Source organism: Vreelandella malpeensis (genome assembly GCF_020622355.1).
GTDB classification, from domain to species: Bacteria; Pseudomonadota; Gammaproteobacteria; order Pseudomonadales; family Halomonadaceae; genus Vreelandella; species Vreelandella malpeensis.
In genome coordinates, this window is sequence record NZ_WHVL01000005.1 from 19,564 (window position 1) to 43,588 (window position 24,025).

Annotated in this window: 27 protein-coding genes, 1 tRNA gene and 1 pseudogene; 15 read left to right on the forward strand and 14 right to left on the reverse strand. The window is 62.9% G+C overall.

What is annotated here, in order from left to right:
* Nucleotides 1-19 precede the first annotated feature (19 nt).
* From GEV37_RS11845 to gloB, 3 genes are all read right to left on the reverse strand, one after another.
* Complete coding sequence (locus GEV37_RS11845; protein WP_386110809.1) at nucleotides 20-1,801, reverse strand: extracellular solute-binding protein; 1,782 nt, start codon at nucleotides 1,799-1,801, stop codon at nucleotides 20-22.
* A gap of 173 nt (nucleotides 1,802-1,974) precedes the next feature.
* Nucleotides 1,975-3,204: a transglycosylase SLT domain-containing protein gene (locus GEV37_RS11850; protein WP_227390474.1), complete on the reverse strand. Its 1,230-nt coding sequence runs from the start codon at nucleotides 3,202-3,204 to the stop codon at nucleotides 1,975-1,977.
* A 23-nt stretch (nucleotides 3,205-3,227) separates the two neighbouring features.
* Entirely contained in the window at nucleotides 3,228-3,995 is a 768-nt protein-coding gene (gloB, locus tag GEV37_RS11855; protein ID WP_227390475.1) for a hydroxyacylglutathione hydrolase, read from the reverse strand.
* Nucleotides 3,996-4,093: 98 nt separating this feature from the next.
* Here gloB and GEV37_RS11860 point away from each other — a divergent pair, with 98 nt between their 5' ends.
* From GEV37_RS11860 to nudC, 4 genes are read left to right on the forward strand one after another with little or no spacing between them, the layout of a single operon-like run.
* Entirely contained in the window at nucleotides 4,094-4,891 is a 798-nt protein-coding gene (locus GEV37_RS11860) for a methyltransferase domain-containing protein (protein ID WP_227390476.1), read from the forward strand.
* Nucleotides 4,884-5,357, forward strand: coding sequence for a ribonuclease HI (rnhA, locus tag GEV37_RS11865; RefSeq protein WP_227390477.1), 474 nt, complete (start codon nucleotides 4,884-4,886; stop codon nucleotides 5,355-5,357). The genes GEV37_RS11860 and rnhA overlap by 8 nt, the downstream gene beginning before the upstream one ends.
* A complete protein-coding gene (dnaQ, locus tag GEV37_RS11870; protein ID WP_227390478.1) occupies nucleotides 5,345-6,082 on the forward strand; it encodes a DNA polymerase III subunit epsilon in 738 nt (245 codons plus the stop codon). Before rnhA ends, dnaQ begins: the two co-directional genes overlap by 13 nt.
* Nucleotides 6,075-6,854: an NAD(+) diphosphatase gene (gene nudC, locus GEV37_RS11875; protein WP_227390479.1), complete on the forward strand. Its 780-nt coding sequence runs from the start codon at nucleotides 6,075-6,077 to the stop codon at nucleotides 6,852-6,854. Before dnaQ ends, nudC begins: the two co-directional genes overlap by 8 nt.
* A 27-nt stretch (nucleotides 6,855-6,881) precedes the next feature.
* On the opposite strand, the gene GEV37_RS11880 is transcribed toward nudC, so the two are convergent.
* Nucleotides 6,882-7,193 carry an SCP2 sterol-binding domain-containing protein gene (locus tag GEV37_RS11880; protein WP_227390480.1) on the reverse strand — a complete coding sequence of 104 codons (312 nt, stop codon included), beginning with the start codon at nucleotides 7,191-7,193 and terminating at the stop codon, nucleotides 6,882-6,884.
* A gap of 165 nt (nucleotides 7,194-7,358) precedes the next feature.
* Between GEV37_RS11880 and sohB the strand changes: the two genes are divergently transcribed.
* Nucleotides 7,359-8,399 (forward strand): protease SohB, encoded by a 1,041-nt coding sequence (gene sohB / locus GEV37_RS11885; protein WP_227390481.1) that lies wholly within the window; start codon nucleotides 7,359-7,361, stop codon nucleotides 8,397-8,399.
* Between the two features lie 34 nt (nucleotides 8,400-8,433).
* Here the strand turns inward: sohB and GEV37_RS11890 are convergent, their stop codons facing one another.
* Nucleotides 8,434-8,754, reverse strand: coding sequence for an ArsR/SmtB family transcription factor (locus GEV37_RS11890; RefSeq protein WP_227390482.1), 321 nt, complete (start codon nucleotides 8,752-8,754; stop codon nucleotides 8,434-8,436).
* Nucleotides 8,755-9,021: 267 nt separating this feature from the next.
* On the opposite strand from GEV37_RS11890, the gene GEV37_RS11895 reads away from it, so the two are divergent.
* On the forward strand, nucleotides 9,022-10,986 hold the full coding sequence (locus tag GEV37_RS11895; protein WP_264477789.1) for an acetate--CoA ligase: 1,965 nt from the start codon (nucleotides 9,022-9,024) through the stop codon (nucleotides 10,984-10,986).
* 77 nt (nucleotides 10,987-11,063) lie between these two features.
* Here the strand turns inward: GEV37_RS11895 and GEV37_RS11900 are convergent.
* Nucleotides 11,064-11,154, reverse strand: a tRNA-Ser gene (locus tag GEV37_RS11900).
* A 57-nt stretch (nucleotides 11,155-11,211) separates the two neighbouring features.
* Nucleotides 11,212-12,918, reverse strand: a complete 1,707-nt coding sequence (locus tag GEV37_RS11905; protein ID WP_227390484.1) for a potassium/proton antiporter — start codon at nucleotides 12,916-12,918, stop codon at nucleotides 11,212-11,214.
* A 274-nt stretch (nucleotides 12,919-13,192) separates the two neighbouring features.
* Here GEV37_RS11905 and GEV37_RS11910 point away from each other — a divergent pair, with 274 nt between their 5' ends.
* Together GEV37_RS11910 and GEV37_RS11915 are read left to right on the forward strand one after the other, a co-directional pair.
* Nucleotides 13,193-14,266: an ABC transporter substrate-binding protein gene (locus GEV37_RS11910; protein ID WP_227390485.1), complete on the forward strand. Its 1,074-nt coding sequence runs from the start codon at nucleotides 13,193-13,195 to the stop codon at nucleotides 14,264-14,266.
* 22 nt (nucleotides 14,267-14,288) lie between these two features.
* Complete coding sequence (locus GEV37_RS11915) at nucleotides 14,289-15,674, forward strand: 3'-5' exonuclease family protein (RefSeq protein ID WP_227390486.1); 1,386 nt, start codon at nucleotides 14,289-14,291, stop codon at nucleotides 15,672-15,674.
* Nucleotides 15,675-15,687: 13 nt separating this feature from the next.
* On the opposite strand, the gene GEV37_RS11920 is transcribed toward GEV37_RS11915, so the two are convergent.
* The 3 genes from GEV37_RS11920 to GEV37_RS11930 all read right to left on the reverse strand — a co-directional run bounded on the left by GEV37_RS11920 (nucleotide 15,688) and on the right by GEV37_RS11930 (nucleotide 18,990).
* Nucleotides 15,688-16,506: an alpha/beta fold hydrolase gene (locus GEV37_RS11920; protein WP_227390487.1), complete on the reverse strand. Its 819-nt coding sequence runs from the start codon at nucleotides 16,504-16,506 to the stop codon at nucleotides 15,688-15,690.
* A gap of 27 nt (nucleotides 16,507-16,533) precedes the next feature.
* A complete protein-coding gene (locus GEV37_RS11925; protein ID WP_227390488.1) occupies nucleotides 16,534-17,202 on the reverse strand; it encodes a 7-cyano-7-deazaguanine/7-aminomethyl-7-deazaguanine transporter in 669 nt (222 codons plus the stop codon).
* Between the two features lie 105 nt (nucleotides 17,203-17,307).
* Complete coding sequence (locus tag GEV37_RS11930; RefSeq protein WP_227390489.1) at nucleotides 17,308-18,990, reverse strand: alpha/beta hydrolase; 1,683 nt, start codon at nucleotides 18,988-18,990, stop codon at nucleotides 17,308-17,310.
* Nucleotides 18,991-19,188: 198 nt separating this feature from the next.
* Here GEV37_RS11930 and GEV37_RS11935 point away from each other — a divergent pair, with 198 nt between their 5' ends.
* Nucleotides 19,189-19,410, forward strand: a complete 222-nt coding sequence (locus tag GEV37_RS11935; RefSeq protein ID WP_227390490.1) for a hypothetical protein — start codon at nucleotides 19,189-19,191, stop codon at nucleotides 19,408-19,410.
* A gap of 50 nt (nucleotides 19,411-19,460) precedes the next feature.
* On the opposite strand, the gene GEV37_RS11940 is transcribed toward GEV37_RS11935, so the two are convergent.
* Nucleotides 19,461-19,634, reverse strand: coding sequence for a hypothetical protein (locus GEV37_RS11940; protein WP_227390491.1), 174 nt, complete (start codon nucleotides 19,632-19,634; stop codon nucleotides 19,461-19,463).
* 101 nt (nucleotides 19,635-19,735) lie between these two features.
* Here GEV37_RS11940 and GEV37_RS11945 point away from each other — a divergent pair, with 101 nt between their 5' ends.
* Nucleotides 19,736-19,912: a hypothetical protein gene (locus tag GEV37_RS11945; RefSeq protein ID WP_227390492.1), complete on the forward strand. Its 177-nt coding sequence runs from the start codon at nucleotides 19,736-19,738 to the stop codon at nucleotides 19,910-19,912.
* 24 nt (nucleotides 19,913-19,936) lie between these two features.
* Here GEV37_RS11945 and GEV37_RS11950 read toward each other — a convergent pair whose 3' ends face one another.
* Nucleotides 19,937-20,110, reverse strand: coding sequence for a hypothetical protein (locus GEV37_RS11950; RefSeq protein WP_227390493.1), 174 nt, complete (start codon nucleotides 20,108-20,110; stop codon nucleotides 19,937-19,939).
* Nucleotides 20,111-20,179: 69 nt separating this feature from the next.
* Nucleotides 20,180-21,016: pseudogene (locus GEV37_RS11955) on the reverse strand (dienelactone hydrolase family protein).
* A gap of 159 nt (nucleotides 21,017-21,175) precedes the next feature.
* Here GEV37_RS11955 and GEV37_RS11960 point away from each other — a divergent pair.
* The 5 genes from GEV37_RS11960 (at nucleotide 21,176) to GEV37_RS11980 (ending at nucleotide 23,342) form a co-directional block, all read left to right on the forward strand.
* Entirely contained in the window at nucleotides 21,176-21,856 is a 681-nt protein-coding gene (locus tag GEV37_RS11960; RefSeq protein WP_227390494.1) for a Bax inhibitor-1/YccA family protein, read from the forward strand.
* A 72-nt stretch (nucleotides 21,857-21,928) separates the two neighbouring features.
* Nucleotides 21,929-22,318, forward strand: a complete 390-nt coding sequence (tusD, locus tag GEV37_RS11965) for a sulfurtransferase complex subunit TusD (protein WP_227390495.1) — start codon at nucleotides 21,929-21,931, stop codon at nucleotides 22,316-22,318.
* Between the two features lie 9 nt (nucleotides 22,319-22,327).
* Nucleotides 22,328-22,693: a DsrE family protein gene (locus tag GEV37_RS11970; protein WP_227390496.1), complete on the forward strand. Its 366-nt coding sequence runs from the start codon at nucleotides 22,328-22,330 to the stop codon at nucleotides 22,691-22,693.
* 9 nt (nucleotides 22,694-22,702) lie between these two features.
* Nucleotides 22,703-22,990: a sulfurtransferase complex subunit TusB gene (gene tusB / locus GEV37_RS11975; RefSeq protein ID WP_227390497.1), complete on the forward strand. Its 288-nt coding sequence runs from the start codon at nucleotides 22,703-22,705 to the stop codon at nucleotides 22,988-22,990.
* Between the two features lies 1 nt (nucleotide 22,991).
* Nucleotides 22,992-23,342, forward strand: a complete 351-nt coding sequence (locus tag GEV37_RS11980) for a TusE/DsrC/DsvC family sulfur relay protein (protein ID WP_227390498.1) — start codon at nucleotides 22,992-22,994, stop codon at nucleotides 23,340-23,342.
* Between the two features lie 2 nt (nucleotides 23,343-23,344).
* Here the strand turns inward: GEV37_RS11980 and GEV37_RS11985 are convergent, their stop codons facing one another.
* The gene (locus tag GEV37_RS11985; RefSeq protein WP_227390499.1) at nucleotides 23,345-23,977 is read right to left on the reverse strand and encodes a helix-turn-helix domain-containing protein; all 633 of its coding nucleotides are present in this window, start codon (nucleotides 23,975-23,977) and stop codon (nucleotides 23,345-23,347) included.
* Between the last annotated feature and the right edge of the window lie 48 nt (nucleotides 23,978-24,025).

The window sequence follows — 24,025 nt, forward strand, 5'->3', positions numbered from 1 at the left end:
CAGTAGGGCGAAGGCCCGGTCAACGGCGCCGCTCGAGCTCGGCTTCGCGCTCGGCGTCCACCCACCAGGCGTCCAGATCCATGGCGTAGGCGGGGAAGGGTTCCGGGTACCCGAACTTGTCCCACACGGCAATGCGCGTCTCGCCGGAGTGGTAGTGGGGAATGGCGTAGAAGCCCCAGCGCAACACCCGATCCAGTGCTCGGGTCGCGGTGTCCAGGGCCTCGCGGTCCTCGGCGCGGATGATGTGATCGACCAGGTCGTCCACCGCTGCGCTTTTCAGGGCCATGCGGTTGCGGCTCTGAGGCGTGTCGGCCGCCGCGCTCGTCCAGTAGTCGCGCTGCTCGTTGCCGGGGTTGTTCGACTGCGGGTAGTGGCTGATCACGATGTCGTAGTCATAGTCACGCACTCGGTTGAGGTACTGGTTGATGTTGACGATGCGCATGGACGTATCGATGCCAAGCCGTGCCATGTTCCTGAGCATGGGTTGCACCACCCGCTCCATCGCCGCGTCGTACATCAACACCTCGAGGCGCAGCGGGCGGCCGGTGTCGGCATGGATCAACTCGCCTTCCTCGATCTCGTAGCCTGCGTCGTGTAAAAGCGCCAAGGCGCGGCGCAGGCGCTCGCGCAGATTCTCGGGCTCGGCGATCGGCAGGGGATCGGTGAACAGCCGCTCCGAGTGAAAGGCGTCGAGTAGCTCCTCGCGGTGCGGCTCGAGCAGCGCCAGCTCCTCTTCGGAAGGTACTCCTCGGGCTTGCATCTCGGAGTTCTGGAAATAGCTCTCGGTGCGCGAGTAGGCGCCGTAGAAGATATTGGTGTTAAGCCACGGGAAGTCGAAGGTGAGCGAGAGCGCCTCGCGTACCCGGGCGTCCTGGAATTTCGTCTTTTGCAGGTTGAAGACGAAGGCTTGCATCAGCGATGGGTTCACGTCGGGCACGGTGATGCGCTCGATCAGCCCCTCCCGGTAGGCAGGGAAGTCGTAGCCGATCGCCCAGGTGGCGGCGCGAGCATCCTCACGAAAGTCGATGAGTCCCGCCTTGAAGGCCTCCCAGGCGATGTCCCGGTCGCGGTAGTAATCGAAGATCACGCGGTCGATGTTGAAGCGCCCGACGTTGACCGGCAGATCCTTCCCCCAGTAGTTCTCGTCGCGCGCGTAGACGATGCGTCGGCCCGGGTCCACCTCGGCGATCTTGTAGGGGCCAGAACCCGGATGGGCGGCGAGGGTGGGCGAGCCGAAGTCTCGCGGCTCCCAGTAGTGGCGCGGCAGGATCGGCAGCTGGGTGACGATCAGCGGCAGCTCCCGGGAGGTGGTGTCGCTGAACTCGAAGCGCACCTGATGCTCGCTCTGCGCGATCACCTGGGAAACCCCGGCATAGTAGCTTGCGTAGAACGGACTGCCCTGCTCGCGCAAGAGGTCGAAGGAGAACACCACGTCGTAGGCGGTCAGCGGCTCGCCGTCCTGGAAGCGCGCCTCCGGACGCAGGTCGAACTCGATCCATTCACGGTCCGGGTCCAGGCGTACGCCTTCGGCGACCAGCCCGTAGAGGCTGAAGGGCTCGCCGGGGTTACTCGCCATCAGCGTGTCGTAGATCCGGCCGATGCCCGTGGCGGGGGTGCCGCGAATGATGAACGGGTTGGTCGAGTCGAAGCTCGATCCCACGGCGGTCTGGATCATGCTGCCCCCCTTGGGGGCCTGCGGGTTGACGTGGGGAAAGTAGGCGAACCCGTCGGGAAGCTCGGGGCTGTCATAGAGCGACAGGGCGTGGACGGTCTCTACCGGGCCGCTGGCGGGCTCCTCCATGAGCGATTGCACGACGCTCTCGTCGCTTGCCGCCACCGGCAGGGAGAGCGCGCCGAGGGTCAGCAGCAGCGCACGCAAGGTATTCACAAACGCCACACCGCTTTTCATGAAGGATGTCCTGTCGTTGCCAAGAGGCCATCACACCCGCGCGATGGCCAAAGGATGAATGCTCCTCAGCGCGCCGTGAGCGCCAGAAGCTGCCCGGGGGTGAGTGCACCGGGGCGGTCTAGCGCATTCCAGCGAATAAGATCGCGCTGGTCAAGGTTATATCGTGCGGCGATAGCGGAAAGGCTGTCGCCGCTTTCGACGCGGTGGACCGCCGGCGTGTCCGTCGAGGCCAGCACGGCATCGGTGCTCTGCGAGAGTTCGGCGATCAGTTCGCTGTCCGCGGACTCTGGCACCAGCAGCGTTTGGCCATTGCGCGGCCCGGCCTGGGCGCCGAGCAGGCCGGGATTGAGCTCGGCCAGGGTCTGCTGGCTGACGTCGAGAAGCTGCGAGGCCTCGGCCAGGCTCAGCGGGTTCTCGAGCTGGATCTTGGCGAAGGCCGGCGTGGCCTGGATGTCCGGAAGCTCCACCCCGTAACGCTCGGGATTCTGGATGATAGTGGCGATCGCCTTGAGCTTGGGCACGTACTGCATGGTTTCCGACGGCAGCGACAGATCCCAGTAGCTGCCGTCGAGCCCCTGGCTCTGGGCGCTGCGCAGGGCCTTGTTGACGGTACCGGCGCCGGCGTTGTAGGCAGCCAATGAGAGCATGATGTCGCCTTGGTACCACTCGGCGGCCTGGGACTCGAGGTAGTCGAGCGCCGCCTGGGTCGAGGTGACAACGTCCAGGCGCCCATCGTAGCTCTGGTTGCGCACCAGCCCCAGGGCGTCACCGGTGCCGGGCATGAACTGCCAAAGCCCCGCCGCGCCGCGATGGCTCTTGGCACTGGGGTCGAAGGAGCTTTCCACGAAGGGGATCAGCGCGATCTCGCCGGGCAGGCCGCGCTCGCTGACCTGCTCGCTGATCCAGGCAAGCCAGGGCGTGGCCCGCCGGGTGATCTCAACGATGTTCTGCGGACGGGCGCGGTAGTGCTCGATCCATTCGTCGACCCGCGCCTGTGCCTCCAGCGGCAGGGTGATTTCCTGCCACTGGAAGCTCTGGCGCATCACGCTCCAGACGTCTTGGGGCTCGAGGCTCAACGAGTCCCAGAAGTGACCGTGGTAAGCGTCGAGACGCGGCGCCCGGGCTTGCTCTTCGCGCGGCGAGGGCAGGGGTGTCGTGGTGTTGGAGGAGACGTTGAAACTGCCGAGCGTGCCGGGGGAGGCTTCGGAGTTCGCGGCGGCGGCCATCAAGAGGCCCATGATCACGGTGCTGCCGGCGCTCAACAGAAAGCGCTGGCGGATCGTACGATAGGTCATAGTCGGTCTTTTGGCTAAAGGCGTTAGAAACGGTTCTTCCATTCGCGCAACGTCGTGAACGTCGCCAGGTCGTCACCATTCGGGCCTTGTGTACCTGCGCTGCGGCGCACGCTGTCGGTGGCCAGGCGCAAGTAAGGGTTGATCTTGAGTTCGCGCCCGATGGTGCTGGGAAGCGTGGGGCGATCCATCGCGCGCGCTTTGTCGCATTCGTTGCGGACATGAGGGAGGGCGGCATTGTCCGGGTCTGCCGCCTGAGCGAAGGCCAGATTGGCCTGAGTGTATTCGTGTCCCGCGAACACCAGGGTGTCCTCGGGGAGGCGCGCCAGGGTGTTCAGAGAGTCGAGCATCTGGGCGGGCTCGCCTTCGAACAGGCGACCGCAGCCGGCGCTGAACAGAGTATCTCCGCAGAACAGCAGCGCCGGAATGCCGGCGGCGAAGTAGCTGACGTGATCGAGGGTATGGCCGGGGGTGGCGATCACCTCGAACAGACGCCCCATCACGCGGATCTCGTCGCCCTGATCGACGGTCTGGTCGAGGCCTTCGATAGTCGGGTTGTTCGGGCCGATCACGTGGGCCCCGTAGCGCTTCTTGAGCTCCTCGATACCGCCGGTATGATCACCGTGGTGGTGGGTGATCAGGATCGTGGCGAGCGTCAGGCCTTCGCGCTCGAGAAGCTCGATGACCGGTGCCGCCTCGCCGGGGTCCACCACGCAAACGTTTTGGCTGGTATCCTGTCTCAGCAACCAAATATAGTTGTCACTCAGCGCGGGAATCGGTGTCACGCTCATCATGGGCGAGATCCTTTAACGTTCAGACAACGCTGCTGCGTGGGTCTTGGACGACCCTCAGCGGTCGAAAAAAGTCGCTACTTTGGAGGCAAGCGCAGTTCATGTCAAATTCCCCGACGGCGGCGATGCTCGCCCGATGCATTACCCAAAGCCAAGCTTACTGGCAGTCACCGGCGGGGCGTTCGCTGTGGGAAGTGCAACGTGCCTGCCTGGGCCCGGTGGTGGAAAACCGCCGTGGCCAGCACGGCCTGGAGATGGGCATGGGGCGCTCGCTGCTCGGCCCCTCCGCCATTCCCCACCGCATTCGCTGGGCGCCGAGCGAGGCGCTGGCGGAGTCCGCCTCCACGCTGGTGTGCCCGCCGGATCGTTTCGCGCTGCCCGACCGTTGCCTCGACACCGTGGTGATCCATCACTGGCTCGAACAGTTGCCGGATGCCCACTTCACGCTGCAGGAGGCCGCCCGGGTCACCAGCGATCACGGCGTGCTGGTGCTGTTCGGCTTCAACCCGCTGAGCGTGGGCGGGCTCGTGAAGCGCTGGCGCAAGCCCGGCGCGACGTTTCCCTTCGCAGGGCGCTGGATGAGCGTCAACCGCCTGCGCGACTGGCTGGCGTTTGTGGATTTCGAGGTGGAGCGCGTAGACTACTGCTGTTTTCGCGGCCGCATGAATGCTCCCTGTGGCGAGCACTGGGAAGCCCTCGGACGGCGCCATAACTTGCCGCTAGGGCAGAGCTACATGATCAAGGCACGCCGCCGCGAGCGGGGGGCGCCGATCGAACGCATCCGCTTCGGACTGCCCGCCAAGGTTTCCCCTTCGTCGCTGGGCGCCACGCGTCGCCATGCGCCGGTAAAATCCGTCGAGTCGTCATCCCGTCTAGTGAAGGAAAATCAGCGTGACTAAGCAGGACAATCAGCCCCATGTCGTGGTCTATACCGATGGCGCCTGTCGTGGAAATCCCGGGCCCGGAGGCTGGGGAGTGGTCCTGTCGAGCGGCCCGCACGAGAAGAAGCTCAAGGGGTTTGAGCCGCAGACCACCAACAACCGCATGGAGTTGATGGCCGCCATCATGGCGCTTCGCGCGCTCACGAAATCTTGCCATGTTGAGCTTTGGACCGACTCCCAGTATGTGCGTCAGGGCATCACCCAGTGGATTCACAACTGGGTAAAGCGGGGCTGGATGACCGCCGCCAAGCAGCCGGTCAAGAACGCCGAGCTCTGGAAGGCGCTGTATGAGCAGACCCACCGCCACCGCGTCGAGTGGCACTGGGTGAAAGGGCATAGCGGCCACCCCGGCAACGAGAAGGCCGATACGCTGGCCAACGAAGCAATCGACGACCAGAAAAGGAGCACGCCATGCGCCAAGTAATCCTCGATACGGAAACGACCGGCATCGAACCCAAGGACGGTCACCGCATGGTGGAGATCGGGGCCGTCGAGATGATCAACCGCCGCTTTACCGGACGCACCTATCACCAATACATCAATCCCGAGCGGCACATCGATGCCGAGGTGGTGGCGGTTCACGGCATCGACGATGCGCGGGTGGCCAACGAGCCGGTGTTCGCCGCGATCGCCGACGAGTTCTGGGCGTTCATCGAAGGCGCGGAGCTGGTCATCCACAACGCGCCGTTCGACGTAGGGTTCATCGACCATGAGCTGAACCTGGCCAACAAGAAGCGCCACGGCCCGGTGCTGGGGCCGGTGCGCGATCACTGCCGCGTGCTGGATACACTGACCATGGCGCGGCAGATGCATCCAGGCCAGCGCAACAGCCTCGATGCCCTGTGCAAGCGCTACGACATCGACAATGGCCACCGCGTGCTGCACGGCGCCTTGCTCGACGCCGAAATCCTCGCCGACGTCTACCTGGCAATGACCGGCGGACAGACGGCGCTGAGCCTCGATGCGGAAGCCTCGGCCGAGCGCGAACAGAGCGCCCAGGCAAGTGAAGGCATGGCGATTCGGCGTCTGGTGCTGACGCCTGGGCAGCTTCGTGTCATCCGCCCGAACAGCGCGGAAGAAGCAGCGCACAGCGCCAAGTGCCAGACGCACCAGCTGCGCTGGCACGAAGGCGAGACGAACGATGCTTAGGCGCGAGATACCCAGCGGCGTGCGTGAAGGGCGGGTGATTCGACTGGCCCGCGGTCGGCTGGCGCCAGGGCTTGCGACCGAGGAGGGCATGCTCACTCCGCTGCAGCCGAATCAAGCCTGGAGTGCTGCGTTCGAGCCGCTTTGCTACTGGCAGGACGAGCCGGTGGCGCTGTCGATCGAAGCCGACTTCGAGGAGCACTGGCTTGAAGGGCGCGCCTGGCTCGATCAGCTCTCGAGCACCTGGTTCAGCCTGCTTTCGACCGCGTTGCAGGTGGGAGCCTGGCTCGAGAATCACCGCTTCTGCGGGCGCTGCGGCGCACAGGCAACGCGCTTGTCCGCGGAGTTCGCCATGCACTGCCACGCCTGCGGGCATCGCAACTACCCGCGCATTTCGCCGTGCATCATAACGCTGGTGACCCATGGTGACGCGATGCTTCTCGCCCGCAGCCCTCGTTTTCCGCCGGGGCGTTACTCGACGCTTGCCGGCTTCATCGAGCCTGGCGAGTCCGCCGAGGAAGCGGTGCATCGTGAAGTATTCGAGGAGGTGGGGGTTCACGTCGACAACCTGCGCTATCACCAGAGCCAGGCGTGGCCGTTTCCCCATTCGCTGATGCTGGGGTATTTCGCCGAGGCCACGACGCGGCGCATCGTCATCGACGGCGTCGAGATCAGCGACGCCGCCTGGTTCTCGCCGCGCACATTACCGTCGCTGCCGCCGACCTACTCGATTTCGCGAGATTTGATCGAGACGCACCTGGCGCGCGTTCGCTAGGAGGTTTTCGCTAGCCGGTTATCGGTATCATTCGCCGGGGAAGAGGCTGGTGAGCTTGGTGGCCAGCATGATGTTGCCGGTAGCCTTGAGCTTGCCGGTCATGAAGGCGGTCATGCCGTTGACCTCGCCGTTCATTATGCCCTTCAGGGTTTCGGTGCTGGTGCTGAGTGTGACCGAGGGGTCGTCGTGCTCGCCCTGCTGGATGTCCAGGGTGCCATCCTGGACGTGAAGGTAGTGGCTCTGCTCGTCGGAGAAGTGGAACTGGAACACATCGTCCATTCCCTTGGCGGCCTCGGGGTCGAAGCGGCGCTTGAGCTTGTCGAAGGTGGTCGTGGACATCGTGCATTTCCTGTGCGTATTCGTGTGAAGGCATTGCGTACCTGCTCACTGTGAGATGAGAGCGAACGTACGCCTTGGCAGACTATTTAAAACGTTCTTCTTAGGCAAGCGTCGCGACAGGCAGAGCCTTCGCGACATGCCGACAACTGCAAAAGGAGAGTGCAGATGAGTGAATGGATCGTCCATATAGGCACCTTCCTGATTCAGAGCCTCATTCTGACGGTACTGCTAGTACTGGCGGGACTGGTGCTGTTGCGCGGCAAGCGCAGTGGCGAGCGTCAGCCGACGCTGCACGTGGAATCGCTCAACGAGCAGCGCCGCGGGCGCACCCGGCGTCTGAGAGTGGCCGGGACTGCCGAGAGCGCGCGCAAGAAGCTGATCAAGTCGTTACGCCGCGAGGAAAAGGCGCGGCGCAAGCACGCGGCACAAAAGCACGGCAACCCATCGCCGCGCGTGTGGGTGTTGAGTTTTCACGGCGATATCAAGGCCTCGCAGACCGAGCAGTTCGCCCAGGAAGTCTCGGCGGTCATCGAGGCGGCGCGCCCCGACGACGAAGTCGTCATACGGCTCGAATCCGGAGGCGGGCTGGTTCACGCCTACGGCCTGGCCGCCGCCGAGCTCGACCGGCTGCGCGAGGCGGGGCTCGTCACCACCGTGTGCATCGACAAGGTGGCGGCCAGCGGCGGTTACATGATGGCCTGCACCGCCCATCACATAAAAGCGGCGCCGTTCGCGGTGATCGGTTCGATCGGTGTGGTCGCCCAGGTGCCCAACATCCACCGGCTCCTCAAGCGTCACGATATCGATGTGGAGCTTCTCACCGCGGGGCGCTACAAGCGCACGCTCACGGTGCTGGGCGAGAACACCGAAGAGGGGCGAGCCAAGTTCATTGACGATCTCGAGAATACCCATCGGCTCTTCAAGGAGTACGTGGGGCGCCACCGGCCCGGCATGGAGATCGACAAGCTCGCCACTGGCGAGATCTGGTACGGCAGCGAAGCGCTCGAACAGCGTCTGATCGATAGCGTGGGGACGAGCGAGGCATATCTCGTGGAGCGCATGAAGAAGGCGGAGGTCTACACCCTGCGCCTGGAGCCGCCGCGTACGCTGGGCCGGCGTTTCGGCAAGGCGGTGTCGGCGGGCGTCGAGCAGGCGGTGACCAAGGCCCTGGGGATGCTCGAGGCGTCTGGCTGGCAACGCCGTTGAAGGTATGGTTCACGCGGCGCCTTTCGCGCCTTGATCACGCCGCGTAGTGGTGTGCTAGGGCCGACAGTACGGCCTTGGCGCTTTCACTGCTCAGCGAGTAGTAGATCGTCTGGGATTCCCGCCGGGTCTGTACCAGGTCATCGCGGCGCAGAATCGCTAAATGCTGCGAGAGAGCCGACTGGCTGAGGGCGAGCTGTTGGTTGATCTGAGTGACCGATAGCTCGCGCTCCATGAGCAGGCAGAGAATCTGCAGACGTTTCTCGTTGGCCAGTGCCTTGAGGAGCAACGTGCCCGCCTCCAAGGCATGACCATCGTGTTCGAGCAGGCGCGAGGCGGCGCTTGGGGAAGTAGCCATGAAGATCTCCTTGCCGACGCGACCAGGATAGGTGGAAATGGCGTTCGCCAGTAGCGTCGAAATTGCAGTTACGGCGCGATCATACGTTGAATTATTGTTGATCAATGCTCGTTAATTTAGCGATGTTTGTCCAAGTGGGCGTTTAACGCTTTATCAATGGTCAGGAAATTGATGGTCTGACGATCTTTGCCATGGCCATAGCAGCCTGGCGCGATGAGCGCGAGCGTTAGCCAATAGTATGAAGGTCGAGGCGGCGATAACTGCTTATTGTGTCAACAGCACCGATTCTTCGGCCATCGACACAATAAACACAAGGTGACCATGAGCCGCTATCACACCATCTATCGCGCCGCGCTCGACGCACCGCAGACCTTCTGGGCCGATCAGTCCCGGCGCATTCCCTGGTTTCGCGCCCCGGACACCATTCTCAGCTATGACGATCAGCAGCACGCACGCTGGTTCGAGGGCGGTACGCTCAATATCTGCCATGCTGCGCTCGATCATCATGTCGAACAGGGGCGCGGCGAGCAAGCGGCGCTCTACTGGGATTCGCCAGTTACCGGCACCAAGCAGACCCTGAGCTATCGGCTTCTTCGCGATCGCGTGGCACGTGTCGCCGGCGGGCTCGCGCAGCTTGGGGTGACGAAAGGTGATCGGGTGGTGATCTACATGCCCATGGTGCCCGAGGCGGTGATCGCCATGTACGCCTGTGCGCGGCTCGGGGCGATCCACTCGGTGGTGTTCGGCGGCTTCGCGCCCCACGAGCTCGCCCTGCGTATCGAGGATGCCGAGCCCAAGGTGGTCATCGCCGCCTCCTGCGGTGTCGAAATCAATACCGTGCTGCCCTATAAGCCGATCGTCGATCAGGCTCTGGCTCAGAGCCGTTTCAAGCCTTCGGCGACGGTCATCTTCCAGCGCGATCTTAACCGCGCCGAGCTCGGCGAGGGCGAATATGATTGGCAGGAGCTTGAATCCGCCGCCGCCGCCGAGTGTGTTGCGGTGGAGGCCACACACCCGCTTTATATCCTCTACACCTCCGGCACCACCGGCAAGCCCAAGGGTGTGGTGCGCGACACCGGCGGCTACGCCGTGGCGCTCGCCTATTCGATGGAAGCCGTCTACGACCTGGCGCCGGGAGAGGTGTGCTTCACCGCCTCGGACGTCGGCTGGGTGGTGGGCCACTCCTACATCGTCTACGGACCGCTATTGCGCGGCTGCACGAGCGTGCTGTACGAGGGCAAGCCAGTGAAGACGCCGGATGCGGCCAGCTTCTGGCGCATCATCGACGAGTACAAGGTCAAGAGCTTCTTCACCGCGCCGACCGCCTTTCGAGCCATCAAGAAGGAGGACCCGGACGCGCGACTTCTGGCGCGCCACGACCTGACGAGTCTCGAGTACGTCTTCGTCGCCGGTGAGCGCTTGGATCCGCCCACTTTCCACTGGCTGGAGGACGTGCTCGACGTGCCGGTGATCGATCATTGGTGGCAGACCGAAACAGGCTGGCCCATCGCCGCCAACCCGGCGGGTATCGAGCTCGCCCGGGCCAAGGCGGGATCGGCGACCTTTCCGATGCCGGGGTTCGACGTGGCGATCCTCGAACGCGATGGCGCACCCGCCGCGCCGCTTAGCGAGGGGAGCGTGGTCATTCGCCAGCCGCTGCCGCCGGGCTGCCTCACCGGCATCTGGAAGGACCCCCAGCGCTTTCACAGCGCCTACATGGCGGCGTTTCCCGGTAGCTACCTGACCGGTGACGGCGGTCATTTCGACGCCGAAGGTTACCTGTTTATCATGGGGCGCACCGACGATGTGATCAACGTGGCGGGGCATCGGCTCTCCACCGGCGAGATGGAGGAGGTGCTGGGTGGGCATCCGGCTGTGGCGGAGTGCGCGGTGATCGGCATCCACGACGATCTCAAGGGGCAACTGCCCTTGGGGTTCGTCATTGCCAAGGACGGTTTCGACGGCGACGAGGCCAGACTCGAAGCGGAGCTCGTAAAGCGGGTACGCGAGGTGATCGGTCCGGTCGCCGCGCTCAAGCAGGTGTTGGTGGTCGACCGCCTGCCCAAGACCCGTTCCGGCAAGATCCTGCGCAAGCTCATGCGCACCATGGCCGATGGCAAGGCCTATGCCGTGCCTTCGACCATCGACGATCCGGCAAGCCTCGAAGAGATTCACGCGGCCCTGTGCGAACGCGATATCGGCCAAGCCGGGCAGGCTGCGCCCCGAGAGTAGTGACGAGCGGTCCAGACCGAATAGAGCATAACCCATACGAAAAAGGCCCCGACGATGTCGAGGCCTTTTCGATAAGGTGGCGGAGGGACAGGGATTCGAACCCTGGATAGGCTATTAACCTATGCCGGTTTTCAAGACCGGTGCATTCAACCGCTCTGCCATCCCTCCGGCTTATGGGTGCGTATAATACCACCTTTTCCTTGGAAGTCAACGCCTTTGGATGGATCAGTAAAGACGCAGGCCGATACGCGTGATCGTGGAACCTTCCATCTCGCTGACGACCCAGTGAATGCCGTGCCAGTCGATGTCGTCACCCACGACCGGATGGCCGCCAACGCGCAGCGCAATGAAGTCGGCCAGGCTCATTTCCCGCTCGCCGGGGCTCAGGGTGAGCCCGTAGGCCTGGGCGACGTCGAGCATCTGGGCGCTGCCGTCCAGCGTGAAGGTGCCGAAGAAAGCGCGCTCCTGCTTCAGCTTGGCATCGCCGTTGAACAACCGATTTAGGGCGGCGAGATCCTCGGTGCGGCCGATCACGCAGATCACGTCGCCGATCTTGAGCCGGGTGTTGCCCTTGGGGTGCAGCATGACACGGTTGCGAAACAGCGCCGAGATCAATGCTCCTGATGGAAAGCGCAGCAGCCGAATCGGCACGTCGTCGAGATCCTCGTTCTCGACCACGTAGACGAACATCTCGAAATCGTTGTCGGGCAGTATGCCCAGCGGCCCGCGCCGATCCGGAGTAATGCCCTTGGGAACCTGGACCTTGAGCCAGCGCGCCATCAGACCCAGCGAGCCGCCCTGGATCAGCAGCGACATCAGCACCACTGCAAAGGCGACATTGAAGTAGAGCGAAGCGTTCTCGACCCCGCCGATGACCGGGAAGATCGCCAGCACGATCGGCACGGCACCGCGCAGACCCACCCAGGCGATGAAGAACGTTTCGCGCCAGCGGAACTTGAAGAATGGCTTGATGGTGATGAGCACCGCCAGCGGGCGGGCGACGAAGATCAGCGCCAGCGCCACCAGGCCCGCTGGCAGGATGACCTCCCACAGCTGACTCGGGGTGACCAGAAGCCCCAGCACCAGAAAGAGGCCGATCTGGCTTAGCCAGGCCAGCCCGTCGTGAACAGGCAGGATGAAGTTGAGGTGACGCCCGGGCTGGTTACCGATCATCAGCCCCGCCAGGTAGATGGCGAGAAAGCCACTACCACCCAGCACGCTGGTGAGCCCGAAGACGCTGAAACCCAGTGCCAGGGCAAGCATGGCGTAGAGGCCGGGGGCAAGATCGAGCCAGCGCAAGAGCTTGGCGCTGAGCCAGCCGCCGCCAATACCGACGATCAGGCCGATACCGAACTGGGCGATGAAGAAGATCGCCGTATCGCCGAACCCGCCGATGTCGCCGGTCAAAAGCTCAATCAGCATCAAGGTCAAAAAGATCGCCATCGGATCGTTGGTGCCGGACTCGATCTCGAGCGTGGCGCTCACCCGCTCGTTGAGATTCACTCCTCGACCGCTGAGCATCGAGAACACCGCAGCCGCATCGGTGGAACCAACGATCGCCCCGACCAGCAGCCCCTGAACCAAGGACAGGTCGAACACCCACATGGCGATCAGTCCGACCAGGGCACTGGTAACGAAGACCCCGGCGGTGGCCAGCGATAGTGCCGGTTTGAAACCCACCCTGAAGGTTTTCAGACGGGTGCGCAGCCCGCCATCGAGCAGGATCATCGCCAGGGCCAGGTGGCCGATGGTGAAGGCCATCGAGTAGTCGTCGAAAGCCAGGCCCAGCAGCCCCTCTTCGCCTGCCAGCATTCCAAGCCCCAGAAAAATCAGCAATAGCGGAACGCCGAACATCGATGAAAGCCGGCTGGCCAGAATGCTCAGCGCCATCAAGGCGCCGCCCACCAGGAAAAAGGTATACAGTGTGTCCATGTTTCTCCGTCTCTACATCAATGCCGCTCTATTATTGCATGTCACCGAATAATTTATCGTGATCACCGGTGCATCCTGTCATCGAGGACTGGTCATCCTCGCCGACCTGCCGCTACACTCCGCCTTCACGACTTTGGAGTGTGGAGTGATGGCGCACCTGGTTTTGCCTTGGCGACGGTATGGAACACCGGCGCTGATCGCCTTTTTATTGTTTTTAAATTCAAGTCTTTATGCAAGCGATGAAACGGTCGTCAACGATGCCGACGGGGCGCGTTTGACCCTCGATACCGATGTCGTCGTTCCCGATGGGCTCTGGGAGACGCCGCGTGAGCCGCTGCTCGTCACCCCTGAGCCGGGGCTCGACGAGATCCCCAGGGAAGAGGCGTCGAGCAGCGATCCCGCGCCATCGGCGACTCTGGCGCTGCCGCCACCGCTCGACCCGCCACCGCTCAAGGCGTTCGCGGTGATGCTGGACTGGTACCTGAGTCCACAGCACGCCGCGCTGGTGATCGCTAAGGAGCGTGAACTCTTCGAGGACCAAGGGCTCGATGTCGAGCTTTTGAGCCCGGCGGACCCGACCTTGCCGCTCAAGCTGCTGGCCGCCGGCGAAGTCGAGCTGGCGCTGACCCGCGAACCCATCCTGCATCTGCAGGCGCATGCCGGTGAGCCTTTGGTGAGGGTGGGCACGCTAGTGGAGACGCCGCTCAACGCGGTGATCGTCACCCGGTCGACGGCGAGCGTCGACGAACCGGCTTCACTTGCCGGGCTGCGCTACGGCTTCTCCACTCGGGAGGGCGAGAGCGTGGTGGCCGAGCGCCTCGTTCCGCAGTCGATTCGTCAGACCGATGATTTCGTCGAACCGGTCAACGTGCACTTCGATGCCGCCGCCGCCGTGGTCGATGGCCGGGTCGACGTGATCGCCGACGGCTACTACGCCACGCTGCCGGACCAGCTCGCCCCGGAAGGCATCGACAGTCGCGTCATTCACTACGAAGAGATCGACATTCCGCGTCACGACGGCCTGGTCGTGGTGGCGAATGCGACTACGCTTGCCCACACCGTCCAGAGCATCGCACGTTTCATGACCGCCGTGGAGCAGGCGAGCCACTGGATGATCGATAATCCCGAGGCGGCCTGGGCACTGGTGACTGAACGTCACCCCATTCTGGACAACGAAGTGAACCAAGCCGGCTGGGAGGCACTCCTTAGGCGCATGTCGCTGAGTCCGGCGGCGGTGAACACTCGCCGCTACCAGGCGTTCGAAGCCTATCTTCTTTCTCGGGGCATCATCGAGACGGTGTTGCCGGTCTCGCGGCTGGCCATTGACCCGCACGCGTTACAGGAGTAAATCCCTCTTTCAATGGAGTGCCATGAGCCAGCAAGCGCTGATCTTCATCGACCTGGAAACCACCGGTACCCGCGCCACTCGGGACCGGATCACCGAAATCGCTGCTCTCAAGGTCGTCGAGGGGCAGATCACCGAACGCTGGGTGAGTCTCATCGATCCCGGCGTCGCCATCCCGCCGTTCATCTCCCGGCTGACCGGCATTCACGACGAGATGGTCGCCGGTGCCCCGAGCTTTGCGCAGGTCGCGCCGGCACTCCGGGAGTGGCTAAGTGACGGCCGTCTGGTCGCCCACAATGCCCGCTTCGATGCAGGCTTTCTGCGCAATGCTTTCAAGCGCGCCGGCCTCGACTATCGCCCCGAGGTGCTGTGCACGCTGCGCATCTCCCGGCGCCTCGAGCCGCAGCAGCGTCAGCACAATCTGAAGGCGCTGCTTTCGCGTTTCGCGATCGACTCCAGGCGTTCTCATCGCGCCGAGGATGACGCCGACGCGCTTTGGCAGCTGTGGCAAGTCTGGCAGCAGCGTTTCGACGGCGAGACCTGGCAGGCGGCACTCGCCCAGGAGCACCAGCACAAGAACCTTCCCGCGAACCTGGATAGCGACATCATCGCGGACCTGCCGTCGGCACCGGGGGTGTATCTTTTCTACGGGCACAACCGATTGCCGCTCTACGTCGGCAAGAGCATCAACCTGCGTAATCGGGTAAAAGGCCACTTTCAGCGCGATCACCAGGACGACAAGGCGATGCGCATGCTCCAGCAGATCCAGCACGTCGAGTGGGAGGAGACGGCGGGGGACCTGGGGGCTCAGCTTCGCGAGGCGCAGCTGATCAAGGAGCTGATGCCGATCATGAATCGCCAGCTGCGCCGCCAAGGGCGGCTCAAGACCTGGTATTGGGGGGAGGGCGAGCACGCGCCGACACTCGCCGGCAGCGCCGTGCTGGCCAATGCGGAACCGGGCCAGTGCTTCGGGCTGTTTCGCAATGCAGCCGAAGCCAAGCAGGCGCTGCGTACCCTGTGCGACGAGCACAAGCTCTGCGCCCAGGTGCTGGGGCTGGACAAGGGGAAAGGGCGCTGCTTCAAGCAGCAGCTAGGCAAGTGTCTCGGTGCGTGCTGCCAGAAGGAGTCGCTCGAGGCGCATACCGCCCGGGCGCAAATGGCGCTCGAACGGCTCAAGGTCGATGCCTGGCCATGGCCCGGGCGAATCGTGATACGCGAGCGCAGTGCCCGGACGCGCCGCTCGGCCTACCACGCGGTCGATCACTGGTGCTATCTCGGCAGTGCCGAGACGCTGGCGAAGGCGAAACGGATCAAGGGAGCGGCGCCGCAATTCGATGTCGACACCTACCGTATCCTGAACCGCTTCTTGCGCGACGCCGAGGCGCACCGGCTGACCATCACCGCGCTCTAATCCCCCTTTTTGGCTACGCGCGCTGTTCGTCGTAGGCGTCAATGAAGGCCTCGACCGCCTGCTGGAACGCCTCGGGCTGGTCGGCGTGCAGCCAGTGGCCGGCTGCCTTGAGTGTCACCAGGCGCGCCTTGGGCAGCACCTTGCGCAGGGTGGGAAGCATGTCGTCGGTGACGTAATGGGAGTCGGCGCCGCGCAGCACCAGCGTCGGCCCCTCGAACGCTCGCTCGCCGGCAGGCTCGTCGATCACGTCCTCGTAGCCGTTTCTGATCTCCTCGAGTCCGACGCGCAGCGCCATTGCGCCGTCTGCGTCCTTGACCAGGTTGGTGGCCAGAAACAGTCGCGTCGGGCGGGCATCGACGTGTTCGGCCATCAGCGCATCGGCGTCGCGTCGCGTCGCCGGGCGCGTCTGGCGAACCGCGTCCAGTGCGGCAAACACGTCGTCATGACCGTGCTGGTAACGCACCGGGGCAATATCGCCCACGATCAGCGTGGCGGTGATTTCGGGTGCCGTGCGCGCCAGGCTGATCGCCACCTTGCCGCCCATGGAGTGGCCCAGGATGTGCGCCCGCTTGATTCCCTCGCGCGCGAGCAGTTCGATCACGTCACGGCTCAGCTCGGCGTAGGTCATGCCTTCGGCGTGGGGCGAGCGGCCGTGGTTGCGAAGATCCACGGCGATCACCCGGCGCTTTTGCTGCCATACCTTGAGATGCGAGCGCCAGTTGTCCGCGCTACCCAGAAGCCCATGGAGTACCACCAGCGGCGCTTTCGTGGCGTCCGCCTCCGGGGCGGCGGCATCGATGAAGTGAAGATCGAGCGAAGGGGTAGTGTTCATGGAAACTCCTTGGAGTGAAGGCGCTTATCAGGCCGTGCGCGGTGTGCTATCGCGCTGGCCGGTCCAGACCATCAGTCGGCGCGTCAGCCAGGCCAGCAATAGCCCGTACAGCGGCAAGAAGAACAGAAGGCTGATCAAGAGCTTGATGGCGTAATCCACCATGGCGATCTCTACCCAGTGGGCGGCCATGAACGCATCGGGGCTATTATGAAAGGCGGTGAAGAAGAAGGCGAAGGTGTCCGCCAGGTTGCCCAGAATCGTCGAGCAGACCGGCGCCACCCACCAGGCAAGCCGGCGCAGCCGGTCGAACACCTGGACATCCAGCAACTGACCCAGGAAATAGGCCAGAAAGCTCGCCAGCGCAATGCGCGCCACGAACAGGTTCCATTCGCCCAGCGCCTCGATGCCGGCGAAGGCCCCCTGGGGGAAGATCACCGAGACGACGTAGGAGATCACCAGCGCAGGAAACATGACGCGCAGGATGATCGAACGCGCTGGCCCCTTGCCGAACAGGCGCACGGTCAGGTCGGTGGCCAGGAAAATGAACGGAAAGCTGAAGGCGCCCCAGGTGGTGTGCAGGCCGAACAGGGTGAAGGGAAGCTGTACCAGGTAGTTGCTGGCGGCGATGACGGCGATATGAAAGAGAACCATGACCGTCAGGCAGCGACGGTGCTGGGTATCGGTAAGTGCGAACATGCATGAGCCTTTTTGAGTGCGCGAGGGGTTAGGGAACCCTCCTGGGCGGCGCTTGCGCCGTTGGGGCGCGCATTATACGCCATCCAAGGCGCATTGAAAGTGTGCCTACTCGCTCCCCTGGTGCGCGGCCATGACGTGCGCCGCCAGCCTTTCCAGGTCGCTCTCGCTCCACCCTTCGGGCTCGACCAGCGCATTCCAGGCTTTGAGATAGTGCTCGGCGGCCACTTCATGTCCGTACCCCGGCGGTGCACCGCCGGTGGCCAGATCCACCAGCAGCTGGAACATGGTGACCACCGGGTACCAGCGCAGCGCCGGTGAGACGTCCGGGCCGCGGGGCGCGCGCATCCAGTCCGGCTCGCGCCAGAAGGCGGCGGGGTCGAAGAAGACGATCGGGTCGCTTGCGTACTGAAGGTAGGCAATGCGGAAGTCTCCCCAGGGTTCGGCGTAGCCGTCGTAGCCAAGGGTCTGGTTCATGAAGCGTACGCCGCGACCGCCGCGAAACACCGGAAGCCACTCGGGGGAGCCGGCGTCGCGGTCGGCGGTGACGCTGCGCCACGTGTCGCTTCGAAACGGCGGGCCGGCCCACAGTGCCCCGTCGAACGGGTCCTCGATAATGTCGTAGAAGTCAAAAGAGCGGTCGGAGTTGAGCGCCCCGAGGCTCAGTCCGAACAGGTAGAGCGCCGGGCGCTGGTTTTCCGGCAGCTCGCTCCAGTAGCGGTAAATGGCGATGAACAGGGCGCGAGCGCTCTCCACCCCATAGTCGCCCTCGGCGATCAGTGACAGGTGACTGGGCAGGTAGGAGTACTGCGCGGTGACCGTGGCGATGTCACCGCGCGTCAGGTACTCGATGGTGTCCTGGGCGCCGGGGTCTACCCAGCCGCGCCCGGTGGGGGTGGCTAGAACCAGCATCGAACGCTCGAAGCCGCCGATGCGCACGAGCTCCGCCAGGGCAAGCTCGGCGCGCTCCTCGGCGGTTTCTCGAGCATTGAGCCCCACGTAGACCCGGATCGGGTCCAACGCCGGGGCGTTCAGGAAGTCACCGATCTCGTCTCCGTCAGGGCCTTCGGTAGTGAAGCGCCGGCCGCGGCTACCCAGCGCCTCCCAACTGATGAGCGAGGCGTCGCTTCCCGGGCGCAATGGGTCGAGGGGGGCGGCCAGGTCGTCCTGCATGACATCGTCGAGCTGCTGATAGAAGCGATCCGCAAAACGCAACGCGTGCGAGAACAGTACCCCTTCGATGAGCAGCCAGAAAAGCGCCAGTGCCGCCAGGCTGCCGAGCAGGTAGGCAAGGCGGCGTGGCAAGAAGAAGAACACCCGTCGGGACATCAGCCGATAAGTGCGTTTAAACGCCAGCCCGACAAGGTAGAAACCGAAAAAGATCAGCAGGGCAATGGCGGCGATGCTCACCCCGCGAGTACCGCTGTCGGGCTCCATGCCCATCAGCAGCCGGATGCCGTTTTGCCAGTTGGAGGCCTGCCAGAGAAACAGGGCGGCGACGAGGGCGCCGGCAAGCCAGGCCACGCGGGAGACCAGCCGGCGAGTGCGCGCGCGGGGCTCGGGAAGTCGCAGATAGCGCCATGCTTCGTGAAGCAGCACGCCGATCGCGTAACCGGCACTGATGCAAAGCCCCGAGACGATGCCTTGGGCAAACAGCGGGCGCGGCACCAGGCTCGGCGTGAGCGAAAGGGCGAACAGGAGCGTGGCCGTGATGAGCCCCGTACTCGAGAAGCGCTCCAGAAAGCGCCGTACCCGCCACAAAGGACGGCTAGCGTTGAAAGGCTGCGACATCCTGTACCTATAAAAAATTGAATTCCAAGGATAGTTTATCAGATCCACCTATACTGGAAGATGAAGCGCCGACAATAACAGGTGCGCGTTTCGTGCCACGTAGCCTTCGCCGGAAAAGGTTTTTGGCAACGTGGATCAAGGAACCTATTGCGACACGTAGTGTTCAATAGGAGAAGTGGCTAGGTCAGGAGAGACGACATGCAGCATATCGAGAAATGCGACAAGTGTGGCAAGGAGTATGACCCTTCAGCGAAGAAAGGTCCGCCAGAAGATCCTCAGAAATGCGATGAGTGCGGTGCCGATGTTCAACCCAAGCACCACCACCCGCATTCGGAATTTCTCGTCGATGATGCCGATGGCGATCATCACTCCCTGGAAAAGACGTTGAGAGAGGCCTCGCACAAGGCCGATCGCGACTAGATACTCAAAGGCCCGGTCACTGACCGGGCCTTTTTCGCTCGCGGGGCGAATCAGAAGCCACTCTGGGTTCGGGCGCCGCGCAGGCAGTCACCGTAGTGCTTCGTGTCGCCCATCTCCTCAGCCTGTTTGCGGCATTCGGCGCTGCGCGACGAGGAGGGTCCGGAGGCGCAGCCAGCACTGGCCAGCATGACGCCGATTAGGGCGAGAGTCAGAAGATGTTTCATTGATGTCTCCAAGACGGTTGCGTGAGTGACACCTTTTGATGATACCAGCGATGACGCGAGAAGCGCATCGCCCGGTGTGTTCGAGACAGCGAGGTGATGTTATGGAAAGAGTCTATGCCTGGGACGTAAAGCGAGAATGCGTGGTCTACCGTATCCCCGGTCACACGTTCGACGATGGTCGCGAAGACAGCGACTTCAATCCCGTATGGCTTCCCGCCAAGGCCGATGAGCTGCCCGAAGGGGTCAGCGTCGACGACCTGCGCGAAGTGGAAAGTTGAAAGAAGCGTCGTCGCACCGGGCGCTTATTGATTGCTTTCGTCGTTGAGGCGGGCGACCACCTCGTCCGCCTCTGGCTTGGTCGCCACGCGTTGATGCACCAGTGGAACATCTGCACGGGTATCGACGACCCACCATTCGGGTTCCGCGTCGATGGCGGCATCTTCCTTTACTGCGCGATAGACGGCAAATCGGGTCATGGTGATCCTTCTCCTTGTATGAGCGAACTCTAAACGTAGTGCATCTTCACGTAATGGAGAAGGGCATGCTCACAGCGTCTCGTCGAGCCATGCCAGAAAGGTGTGCCAGGAGCGCTCGTCCGCTTGCTGATCATAACGGTCGCTTCCGAAGACGCTGAAAGCGTGAGGCGCACCAGAGTAGATGCCGATTTCATAATTCAGGCCGGCCTGTTCGAGCTCGTCGGCAAAGGTTGCCACGTCCTGAAGGCTTACCGATTCATCGGCGCCGCCGTGGGCGATGAAGATCGGCGCCGTATCGCTTGGGTAGCCTTGTCCTTCCGGTGTTTCCAGTCCGCCATGAAAGCTTGCGTAGGCAGCGATGTCATCGGTATTGCCTTCACGCGCCATTTCAAGCGCGACGGCGCCTCCAAAGCAGTAGCCAAGCACGATGGTGCCGGTTGCCGCCCCCAGTGTGTGCGCCTATTCTAGTCCCGCCTGGGTGAGTTCGCGCATTCGCTGGCGATCATCATAGAGCGCCTGAGTCGCTGCTTGTTTCTCCTCCGTCGCCTGAGGGCGATGGCCTTCACCGAAAAGATCGACCGCGAAGGTGTCGAAGCCTTGTTCGGCCAGCATATCGGCGCGCTCGCGCTCGTAATCGTCGATACCATCCCAATCGTGCACGAGCAGAACGCTGCCTCTTGATGTCCCTTGGGCCTTGACGAAATAGCCTTCGAAAGCCTCGTTGTCGACCTGGTAGTCGATATCTTCACCACTTGGCGAATAGCCGAGCGCCTGGACACTTACCGCCATAGTCGTACAGGCAACGACGTATTTGATGAACGGGTAAATGGCAGGGCGTTTGCAAGACGCGATGGGCTGTACGGCGCTATGACCGACCCGTACCTGATGTTGAAATTGTGCTCGCATTTGTTGCTCCAAGTGGTATAGGTAATGATATGGCCGAGGACACGTGGCGTTGAATCACCGTCCAAAGCACGGGTCTTTTTGAACTTCAAGGGCTTGCGTCTGGAACTACGGGACGGCATGCTTGTCCGTTGTTAGTACGACCACTAGGGAGCTTAGACCATGGCGTTCAACGATTCGCATACCGTACGACCGCATAACGAACAGGCGGTCAGCGGTGCTAGAGCCAACAAGGTATTGCGCAACACCTATGCGCTGCTGGCCATGACGCTGCTGTTCTCTGCCGTGACTGCAGGTGCAGCCATCGCACTGGGCATTCAGCAGATGAACATCTTCGTGTTTTTCATCGGTGCTTACGGGCTGATGTTCCTGGTCCACAAGACCGCCAATTCCGCGATGGGGCTACTCGCCACTTTCGCTTTCACTGGTTTCATGGGCTTCACGCTCGGTCCGATCATCTCGGCCTACCTGACACTGCCCAACGGCGGCGCGCTGATCATGAACGCGCTGGCGATGACGGGCCTGACCTTCATCGGTCTTTCCGCCGTCGCGCTGATGACCAAGAAGGACTTCAGCTTCCTGGGCAACTTCCTGCTGGCCGGCGCCATCGTGCTGGTACTGGCCATGGTGGCGGGGCTGATCTTCCAGATTCCGGCGCTGTCGCTGATGGTGTCTGCCGGTTTCGTGCTGTTCGCCTCCGCGGCGATACTGTACCAGACCAGTGAGATCGTTCACCGTGCCGGCGAGACCAACTACATCCTCGCGACGATCTCTCTTTACGTGTCGATCTACAACCTGTTCATCAGCCTGCTGTCTATCCTGGGCATCATGAGCAACGACTGATCGATACAATTTGCGCTACCCAAACAGGCCCTACTTCGGTAGGGTCTTTTTTTTATTCGAGAGAAAGCGTGCATGAAGTACGGGCTACTGGTCACGGGGGCGCCCTATACAAGCCCGGCGCCCCATTCGGCCCTGCGATTCGCTCAGGCGCTGATAGCGAAAGGTCATGAGCTGGCGGGTGTCTTCTTTTACCAGGAAGGGGTGATGAATGCCTCTTCGCTGATGTGCCCGCCCCAGGATGAGCTCAATCTGCGAGATGCCTGGGTTGCGCTGCACGAGGCACACGGGACTACCCTGGATGTCTGTATTGCCGCCGCGCTGCGGCGAGGCGTGCTGGATGATGCCGAAGCGAGACGGCATGGTCTCGAGAATGCAAGTTTCGACGCCCCCTTCGAGCTGACCGGGCTGGGCCAACTGCTCGAGTTGCAGCGCCGCTGCGACCGTTTCCTGACCTTTGCCTGAGAGGATGCCATGGCCAATGACGTTTCCCGCCTGATCACGCTCAGCCGAGCGCCTTACGACTCCAACGCCCTGCGTGAAGGTCTCGACGTTGCCTTGGTCGCGGCGGCCTTCGGCGAGCCGGTCACGCTACTTTTCCAAGGGCAGGGGGTGCTGGCGCTGGTCAAGGACCAGGCGGCGGGGGCGCCGGGACAGAAAGCCGTGCACCCGACCCTTGCGATGCTCGCGATGTACGATATCGACGAGTTGTTGGTGGCAGAGGAGAGCCTTCAAAGGCTCGGGCTTGCGGTCGAGCAGCTGATACCCGCTGCACGGGTAATCTCGAACGCTGAATTGGCCGCGCTGTATCGCGCCGGGCGCGACATTCTGCATTTTTGAGGGCGGAGCATGCTGCATATTCTCAATAAGGCGCCGGCAAGCGACCGGGCCGACGACATGCTCGCCGTGGTAAGCGAGACAGACGAGGTGGTGTTGATCGAGCAGGCCGTGCAGGCGTGCCTCGTACCGCACTGGCCAGGCTTCGAGCGCTGCCGGGGCCGCCTCTACCTCTTGGAGGAGGACCTGGCATCCCGTGGGCTTCTTGAAATGGCCAGGCGCGGCGCATTTTCCACCATCGATGTTGAAGGGTTCGTGGCCTTGAGCGAGCGACATACTCGGAGCGTGACGTGGTACTGACATGAGCGATAAAATTTTATACCGTTATCTTGATATGAAAGAAACCATCGAATTAGACCCTGAAGGATATTTGGTCAATAGAGCGGACTGGTCGCCAGACATTGCCGAACGTCTGGCGCAAGAAGAGGGCCTTGCGCTCACCGAGGCTCACTGGGAAATTCTGCACGTGGCGCGGGATTTCTACGTACGCTTCGAGATGGCGCCAGCGATGCGGGCGCTGGTCAAGGCGACCCGGCTGGCGCTGGGCGACGAAAAGGGCAGTTCGATCTACCTGATGGGGCTTTTCCCCGAAAGTCCCGCCCGCCGCGTGGCTCGCCTCGCAGGGCTGCCCAAGCCCACCAACTGCCTATGACGCTAGACCAGGTCGCCCCGGGTGCAGACCGACAGCACCACGGCGTCCTGGGCGCTGGTCGAAACCAGCGCGTGCCCCATGTCGCTGTCGAAGTAGATGCTGTCGCCCTGGCCAAGCGCAAGCGGGGCGTAGAACTCGGTGTAGAGCAGTATCTCGCCTTCGAGGATCATCAGAAACTCCTCGCCATCGTGGCGCACCCACTGATGGTACTCGGCGAAATCCCGGGCGCGGACGATGGTCTTGAAAGGAATCATGCGCTTCTGGGCGAGCTGATGACCCAGAAGCTCGTGCTCGTAGGTGGGGGTCGGGTGAAGCTCACCCTTACCCTTGCGGGTCAGGTCGCGCCGGCCCATGGTGTACTGCTCGCGCTTGGGCGGGGTGAATAGCTGGGGCAGGTCGATATCGAGCCCGGCGATCAGCTTCTGGACGACGCTGAACGTCGGTGAGACCTGATCGTTCTCGATCTTGGAGAGCGTCGAGCGGGCAAGGCCGGTGCGCTGACTGACGTCCTCGAGGGTCCACTGGTTGGCCAGGCGAATCTCCTTGAGGCGCAGGCCCAGACGCAGCGGCTCCACGAAGGGTTTGCGTCCTGACGCGATGCGCAGCGCCGCCTGCTCGTCATAGCTCTCCGTCATGCTCTCTGCCCGTTGTCGAATGCCTGGGGAGCGCCATGGTACCACAGC